Source organism: Henriciella aquimarina, assembly GCF_002088975.1.
Taxonomy (GTDB): Bacteria; Pseudomonadota; Alphaproteobacteria; order Caulobacterales; family Hyphomonadaceae; genus Henriciella; species Henriciella aquimarina.
Genome location: NZ_NCST01000005.1, coordinates 1 through 7365 on the forward strand (window position 1 = coordinate 1; position 7365 = coordinate 7365).

The following is a 7365-nucleotide window of genomic DNA, read 5'->3' on the forward strand; positions in this document are numbered from 1 at the left end:
ACATGCGCGCCGCCCATGGCGAGCGTCGCCGCGCGGGCCGAACGGCCTTTGTCGAAGATGAAGACCTGCGCGCCGTCATAGCGGCGCCATTGCAGGGCGAGCAGCGAAAGCAGCACCGACTTGCCGGCGCCGGTCGGGCCGACGACGGCCGCATGGCCGACATCGCCGACATGCAGATTGAAGCGGAAGGGCGTCGTCCCGTCGGTCTGCGCCTGGATGAGCGCCGGGCCGGCGAGATGCCGGTTGTCTGCGCCGCCCGCCCACACCGCAGACAGGGGAACCATATGGGCGAGGTTCAGCGTGTGCAGGATGGGCTGGCGCACATTTGCGTAAGCGTGGCCGGGCAGGGATCCGAGCCAGGCGTCGACGGCGTTCAGCGTCTCGGCGATGGCGGTGAAGCCGCGTCCGTTGACGATGCGTTCGGCGATCCGCTGATGCTCCTCGACAGCACGCGCGTCCGCGTCCGCGACGGTGATCGTGGTCGTGACATAACCATAGGAGACAAGATCGCTCCCGAGTTCCTGGAGCGCGGCGTCCGCATCCGCCGCCTTGTTGTCGGCGTCGCTGTCAAGCAGCGCCGCCTGTTCGTTGAACATGGTCTCGCGCAGGACAGCGCCGATCGACTTTCGTTTGGCGAACCAGTGCCGGCGCTTCTTGCCCAGGATCTTTTCCGCCTCCGCCTTGTCCATGGCGATGAAGCGCGTCGCCCAGCGATAGGGGAAACCTTGCCGGTTCAGCTCGTCGAGGATGCCGGGCAGGGTCGAGGCCGGGAAGCCGAGAATGGTGACGGTTCTGAGATGCGCGTCGCCGAGGCGCGGTTCGAGCCCGCCCGAGAAGGGCTCGTCGGCGAGCATCGCATCGAGGAAAACCGGGAAGTCGGGGACGGCGACCGGGTGACGCTTCATCGACACGCAGTCATGCAGATAGGTGAGCGTCTCTTCGTCGGTGAGGGGCGCGATCTCGGCGAGCGAGGTCGCAAGAAGGTCGTAGATCCTCGCGCTGAACTGCTGGAAAGTCTCGAGGCGCTGGCGCCAGTTGGCGGCGTCCTTCGTCTCGGCGCGTTCGATCAGCGCCTTCTCGGCGCTGCCCGTCGCATCCGCAGGCGGCAGCCAGAGCAGCGTCACATAGTAACGGCTTTCGAACCGTGCGCCCGCCTCGTCGGCCTGCAACGCGCGTTCCAGATCGACCAGCCAGGAGGCGGCGTCCGGAAACACGCCTTCCGGATAGTCATGCGTCTCCTCGCGCACCGCCTCGAAGAACAGTGCCCAGCCTGAGCCGAAGCGGCGGAGCACATTGTTGACCCGCGCCATCACCGAAACGAGCTCCGCATCGGTCGAGCTTTCGAGATCCGGCCCGCGATAGCGGAAGGTCGCCTGGAAGGAGCCGTCCTTGTTGAGCACGACGCCCGGCGCCACAAGCGCCGCCCAGGGCAGGTAATCGGCGAGCCGATGGGGGCTCGCCGCATATTCGCGAAGGTTCAACATGACAGATGCTCCCTGTGACGCACCGACCGGACGGCGACGGTCATGAAGTCGGGGTCGGCGCGGGCGATGAAGACCGCCGCCGAATGGCCGAGCACCCAGAGGAGGAGGCCCGGGATCCAGAGGCGGAGGCCAAGGGCGAGGGCGGCCGCCAGCGTGCCGATGGCGATGGCGGCGGCCCTCGGCGCGCCCGCCATCAGGATCGGCTCGGTCAGCGACCGGTGGAGGGGGACCTCGTAGCCTTCAGCCATCAGAGCAGCGCGCCGCCGCCGAAGGAGAAGAAGGTCAGGAAGAAGCTCGTCGCCGCGAAGGCGATGGAGAGCCCGAACACGATCTGGATGAGCTTGCGCATGCCGCCGGAGGTCTCGCCGAAGGCGAGCGTCAGGCCGGTAATGGTGATGATGATGACCGCGACGATGCGCGCGACCGGCCCTTCGATCGAAGAGAGGATCTGGTCGAGCGGGCCCTCCCAGGGCATGCCCGATCCCGCCGCATGCGCCGGGCCAGCGAGTGCGGCGGCGGCGACAGCGACGGCGACGCCCTGCCGGGCCACATGGCGAAGTCTCGAGAGGGTCGTGGGGTTCATGCCGGGTCTCCTTGCTTGACGATGGAAAGGGGTTTGGCGACGAGCGGCTCGGCGACATAGCGGCCTGCCTCGAAACCGGAGATGCGCAGCGCCTCCTCGACGCGGCGGCGCCCGCCCGACCGGCTCATGAAAATCACGACGTCGATGGCCGCGGCGATAAGCTCGGCGGGCGGGCGCGAGATCGCTTCCAGCGTCAGCTGTTCGAGACGCGCCAATGCTTCGTAGGCGGAGTTTGCGTGCAGCGTGGTGACGCCGCCCGGATGGCCGGTATTCCAGGCTTTCAGGAGATCCAGCGCTTCGGGCCCGCGCACCTCGCCGACGATAATCCGGTCGGGACGAAGCCGCATGGTCGACCGCACGAGGCCGCCAAGCGAGACATGCTCGCGATGGGTTCGAAGCTGCACCACATTCGCCGCCGCGCAATGAAGCTCGCGCGTGTCTTCGAGGATCACGATCCGGTCATGGGCGAGCGCGGGTTCGGCGAGCAGCGCATTCGCGAAGGTGGTCTTGCCCGACGAGGTCCCGCCGGCGACGAGAATGTTGGCGCGCGCGGCGAGCATGGCCCGCAGCGACGCCGCCGTCGCCGGCGCCAGCGCGCCTTGCTCGACATAGTCGCTGAGCGTCAGCAGCGCGACCGCCGGCTTCCTCACCGAAAAGCACGGCGCCTGTGAGACGGGCGGGAGAAGCCCTTCGAACCGCTCGCCGCTGCCTGGAAGTTCGGCGGAGACGATCGGGGAGGTGCGGCCGGCGGCTTCTCCCGCACTCGAGGCGACGAGGCGGATGACGCGCTCACGATCCGCAGCGCTGAGGCTGTGTTCGGACCTGACGACGCCGCATCCGGCCTTCTCGATCCAGACGCTGCCGTCGGGATTGGCCATCACCTCGATGGTGGCCTTGTCGTCCAGGGCGTCGCGCACCACTTCGCAGAGCGCCGTGCGCAGCATCGCGCTGCGGCGGAGATCGGTCTCGTTTCTCTGGTCTGTGTGGCTCACGGTGCGGCGCTCCGGTCAGATGTCTTGTCTGACCGTGAGCATCGCGCGCCGGGCCCGCTTCGGGGAGTTGGAGCGCTGGCCAAAAGATCAAGCGCCGTGCAAAGGCGTACAACTTTGCGAGGAATTGCGGCGGCGCGACACGCCCTCCGGTTTCGTCAATATTGCTCGCGAAGCGTCTGAATATCGCCTAAGCTGAAGCGGGATGTATGCAAAACAAGAAGCAGCATTCGCCAGCTCTGCACTTTGAAGTCGGATGAGGAGTTCTATCGGCAACTGGCGAGGAACTGCCGCGCCACGGGAAGGAGGAGAAAGCGCCATGAAAACGTTTGCCCTGCATTCCGACGACCGCCTCGCACGCTATGACTATCTCAGCCAGCTCTCGCCCGACCGGTGGGCCTGGGAATTCCTGCGGCGCAACCGCCGGTTCAGGCGCGACGCCGCGACCCGCAAGGAGGGCGACATCTCCCAACGGCGAGCCCCATGCGAGGATGTCAGGCTCGTGCGCTCGCGCGTTCCCCAGACGCTCGCCGACCGGTGGGGGCTCGTCTTCATGCCTGACCCGGCGCAGGACGGTTATCATGCCGACGCAGTATGGAACGCCTTCGCCTTTTCGGACCAGGTGACTGTCCACGCGATCCCGCGCGTCCAGGAAGAGCGCTGCGAGATCCATGACCGCTCGATGCGGGAATTCAAGGTCACCCACATCACCGACGCCGCCGGGCGCGAATATCTCCTCCTGCGCAAGAACGGGCAGGTGATCCAGGTCAGAAGCGTCGGCATATCCTTTCTCGGTCTCGAGCCGGTGCGCATCAATCTGACCATTCCGGATCTAGAATCCTACAAGCGCCGCGTGAAACTGCAGGAGGCCGCGCTTCAGGTGCTCGGCGAGGTTGAGATTGAACCGGCGCCGCAATGGACGAAGACCACGCAGATCCTGCGCAACGGTCTCGTCGCGCTCGATGCCCTCGATGCAGGACTGACCCGGCGCGACATTGCAACAATGCTGTACGGCGCCGAACGTGTGGATGCCGAATGGGACGGCCCCTCGCTCAAGCATTCGGTCCGCTATCTCGTTCAGAAGGCGGCGGCGCTGCGCGACGGCGGTTACATGATGGAACTGCTCGGCGGCGAGTTGGGGCCGGTGTCGACGGTCGCTTGACCGCGCTTCGGGAAACCCGCGGGTTCTAACGAAAGGGAGCGATCACTTCAGTGGACCGGTAATAACCGACTCCATAACGTGATCGTTTCATGCGTTGATGATAGCCGCGATTTTTAAAAGAAAGATCGCACGGCCCGCGACGTCAACGGCGTTTTTCCCGACTTGGCCGCGTGGGCGTGTCACAAACGCCGCATCGAGCATATCCTTCGGGAACCGGCGCACGGCAGTTTGAGCATGGTTTCTCGGAGATTGCGGCCGTGCGCGTGGCCGGATTGTAGCGCCAACGAGGTTCCCCGGAGTCGCTGCCGACATCGATCCACATATCTTTTGCCATAAACCCTGGTGAAATATAGTTGGCCGCCTCAAGCACTGTCGTCCCTCCGGGCACATGCCCATTGATCTCGAACTCCGGCGCAAGGCCCACGATGCCGCTGTGAACGCTTGTTCCGACCGACCCTTTGCGATCACCTTGATAGGCGACATCCCGTACAACCTTCACCATCTGGCCCCGAATTTCCTTCGCAGGCTTGCCGGCCTTCACCTTGTCGATCACGCGCTCCCGTATCGCTTTTTTGCTCTTTGGCTGCGCGCCGGTCGCGATCAAGCAATAAGGAACATTTGCCGTGATCGGTGTGCTGATTCTGACCTGTTCGATCTGGAGCGCGGGTCTGGCGCTCATGCGATGACCGTCCGCCTTGAGGCTTTCGTAGTTCGAAATCAGCATCACGAACGGATCGAGGCCCGCGAAACCTGCAACGACGAATGTATGCCGGACGTCCACGCCGCGCGACGACAAGCGATTGAGACGTTTGTCCGCATCCGTCTTGATGGCGGCAGCGAACTGATCAAGCGGTAACCCGGCGAGCCCGTCGATATCCGCGAGCCAGTCGCTCGGCGTCTGCCCGTTCGGGTCGAGGCCAATGCCGTTGTACGTAACAAAGCCATGTGCATCGACGCATTGAAACGCCGTCAGCTTGTTAGAGCGTTCACTGACGATCCCACCCCTCGGCCGTGACAGGCGGCGGTCCGTCACGCAGATGACGAACTGGGTGGTCGCGAGGGTCAGATTGAACGACATTGAGCTGCATTGTGGGTTTGATTCCACCGGTGCCCGATGGCGGCGCCGTTATCATGCATCAGCGCGTCCGCCGCACATAATGAGCCCGCCAGAATTCTTCCGTTCAGACTGGCCAGGGCAAGCATCCTGGATGCACCGATGAAACTTTGGAATATCGGCACTAAGTTTGTTCCTAATCTATGGAGCCAAGAGATTCAAAGCGCCTAAATAGGAGCGTCCTGCGGGCACTCCGTGCCACGGCTTCCGGTCAGCGCAGGCGGCCGGCAATGCGAAGCGCATTGTTTTCGATCAGAGACGCGGCCTGTTGCACATAGCCGCTCGCGCTTCCAGCGATGCCTTCAACTTCGCCGGCGACTTTCACACGCGAAGCCACGATGGCGTCGATCAGTTCCTGCACCCTTCTGCGCACATCGGCCGGCCGGTAGCGAACATCCTCTGCGATCGCATCCCAGTGACGGCTATCCATATCGCCCGGCTTGCGGCGTTTGCCCGCGAGATTCTGGGCGTAATACTGCACCACATCGGGCCAGCCGAGAACGGTCGACACGTCATAAAGCGGCGCCAGGCGCGGTCCTGCGCCAACCGGAAACAGGAGCGAGTAATTCTTGGCATGCGCATCTGTGTTGGCTGCAAGGATGTTGAAGATTACCTGGTCGAGCAGCGCGAGCGCGTCCGCCGCAGAAAGCGCCCGCCCGGTATTCAGGAGGGTTATCAGATCGGGTCCGCGCACGGTGCCGCGCTCATATTTGCGGCCGGGCGGCACGCCATTCGCCTGCGCGAAATCCTCCTGATGAATACGCTGCAAATCGCCGGAGCGACCGATGCGCCGGTCGTAGCGTAGCACGCCGATCGCGCTACGCCTCGCCGTCTTGAGGATCGTTGCCTCGGCCGCCGGTATGCCGATGGCGGCTGCGAGCTTTAGACAGAACACCTCGTTTTCCACGATGCCCGGCAGAATGGGATTGTCGGGCTTGATGATGATCGTAGATGGCGCGCCATGGCGGGGCACGGCCAGGACATCGCCAGCCTCTGGCAGACGCAGCACTGGCGCGCCTTCAGGTGACAGCACAGCGAGGGCAGTCTTCTTCTGGCCGCCGGCCAGCGACAGGCGCACACCTTCCTCGCCGACAAGAAAAGGGCGCCGGCCGAGATCATCGAAATGCCTCTCAAGCGCCGCCTGCGGATCATCGACGCGATAGAATTCCGTAAGCGGCGTGTAGCGCCAGTCGGCGCGCGTCGCCGCTTCGCCGAAGGAAAGCGCGCCAGCGGTGTCGCCGCCGATCTCCGTGAGCACCGCCAGCGCGTCGGCGCGATCAAGCCCCAGCGCCCTCGTGAGCACCGCGAGCTGTTCTTCTTCCGGCAAAAGATTTGCGATCCATGGCGAGATGACGTTCGAAGGATAGGGGACGTCTTCAAGCGGCATGGTGAGCGACAAGGGAAAGGCGCCCCGCGTCGCAAGCCATTTTTTGTCATATCGAAAGGACAGCGCGCCGTCCTCGGCGACGTCAACGTCGCCGACATGGAGTGTGTCGAACCAGACAGGAACCGGATTGCTCAGTTGTAGTCTCCAAGATCATAGGTTTCATCGTCTGCGGACGCGCGCTTTTCCGGCGGTCGATCGCGTTTGTCTTCCACGAGGTCGGCGAGGGGCACACGCAAGGCCTGCGCAATGCGACGCAGCGTGGTCAGGCGTAGATCGCGCTTGCCGGTTTCAATATTGGACAAGGCCGACACACTCAGCCCCGTCAGCGTCGCGAGTTCCTGCAGTTTCAGCCCGGCGGCATCGCGCCGGTCGCGGATGCGGCCGCCGGTCCCGGTTAGAAACTGTGCTTCCTGTTCATCGGACATCGGCAAGCCCTCATTTATCGAATTCGGTAAATATGGCGCATCTTCAAGCATAATCAACCGCTTTTTACCGAAAACGATAAATCGAGCGCAAAAACCTGACCGGAGACGTTGATTTTACCGAATTCGATAAACGAATAGCATGCCTATGGCTGACGGGCCAGACATCCTGCCTTGACTCGTTTCCTCTGAAAAGAACAAAGTAAGAACATGATGGCTGAAAC

General features: G+C 63.6%; 8 protein-coding genes. 1 reads left to right on the forward strand and 7 read right to left on the reverse strand.

The window, feature by feature from the left end; genetic code table 11:
- From B8784_RS00870 to trbB, 4 genes are all read right to left on the reverse strand, one after another.
- The coding region (locus B8784_RS00870; RefSeq protein ID WP_456077610.1) for a VirB4 family type IV secretion/conjugal transfer ATPase at positions 1-1484 on the reverse strand (1484 nt) is incomplete at its 3' end.
- Positions 1478-1732, reverse strand: a complete 255-nt coding sequence (locus B8784_RS00875) for a VirB3 family type IV secretion system protein (RefSeq protein WP_084395744.1) — start codon at positions 1730-1732, stop codon at positions 1478-1480. The genes B8784_RS00875 and B8784_RS00870, both read right to left, overlap by 7 nt.
- Complete coding sequence (locus B8784_RS00880; protein WP_084395745.1) at positions 1732-2067, reverse strand: TrbC/VirB2 family protein; 336 nt, start codon at positions 2065-2067, stop codon at positions 1732-1734. The genes B8784_RS00875 and B8784_RS00880 overlap by 1 nt, the downstream gene beginning before the upstream one ends.
- Positions 2064-3059: a P-type conjugative transfer ATPase TrbB gene (trbB, locus tag B8784_RS00885; protein ID WP_233355910.1), complete on the reverse strand. Its 996-nt coding sequence runs from the start codon at positions 3057-3059 to the stop codon at positions 2064-2066. The genes B8784_RS00880 and trbB overlap by 4 nt, the downstream gene beginning before the upstream one ends.
- Positions 3060-3375: 316 nt before the next feature.
- Here trbB and B8784_RS00890 point away from each other — a divergent pair, with 316 nt between their 5' ends.
- Positions 3376-4218, forward strand: coding sequence for a DNA -binding domain-containing protein (locus B8784_RS00890; RefSeq protein WP_158085534.1), 843 nt, complete (start codon positions 3376-3378; stop codon positions 4216-4218).
- Between the two features lie 142 nt (positions 4219-4360).
- Here the strand turns inward: B8784_RS00890 and B8784_RS00895 are convergent, their stop codons facing one another.
- The 3 genes from B8784_RS00895 to B8784_RS00905 form a co-directional block, all read right to left on the reverse strand.
- Positions 4361-5296 carry a hypothetical protein gene (locus B8784_RS00895; RefSeq protein WP_084395747.1) on the reverse strand — a complete coding sequence of 312 codons (936 nt, stop codon included), beginning with the start codon at positions 5294-5296 and terminating at the stop codon, positions 4361-4363.
- A gap of 247 nt (positions 5297-5543) precedes the next feature.
- On the reverse strand, positions 5544-6854 hold the full coding sequence (locus B8784_RS00900; RefSeq protein WP_084395748.1) for a HipA domain-containing protein: 1311 nt from the start codon (positions 6852-6854) through the stop codon (positions 5544-5546).
- Positions 6851-7144 carry a helix-turn-helix domain-containing protein gene (locus B8784_RS00905; protein WP_084395750.1) on the reverse strand — a complete coding sequence of 98 codons (294 nt, stop codon included), beginning with the start codon at positions 7142-7144 and terminating at the stop codon, positions 6851-6853. The genes B8784_RS00900 and B8784_RS00905 overlap by 4 nt, the downstream gene beginning before the upstream one ends.
- Positions 7145-7365 lie beyond the last annotated feature (221 nt).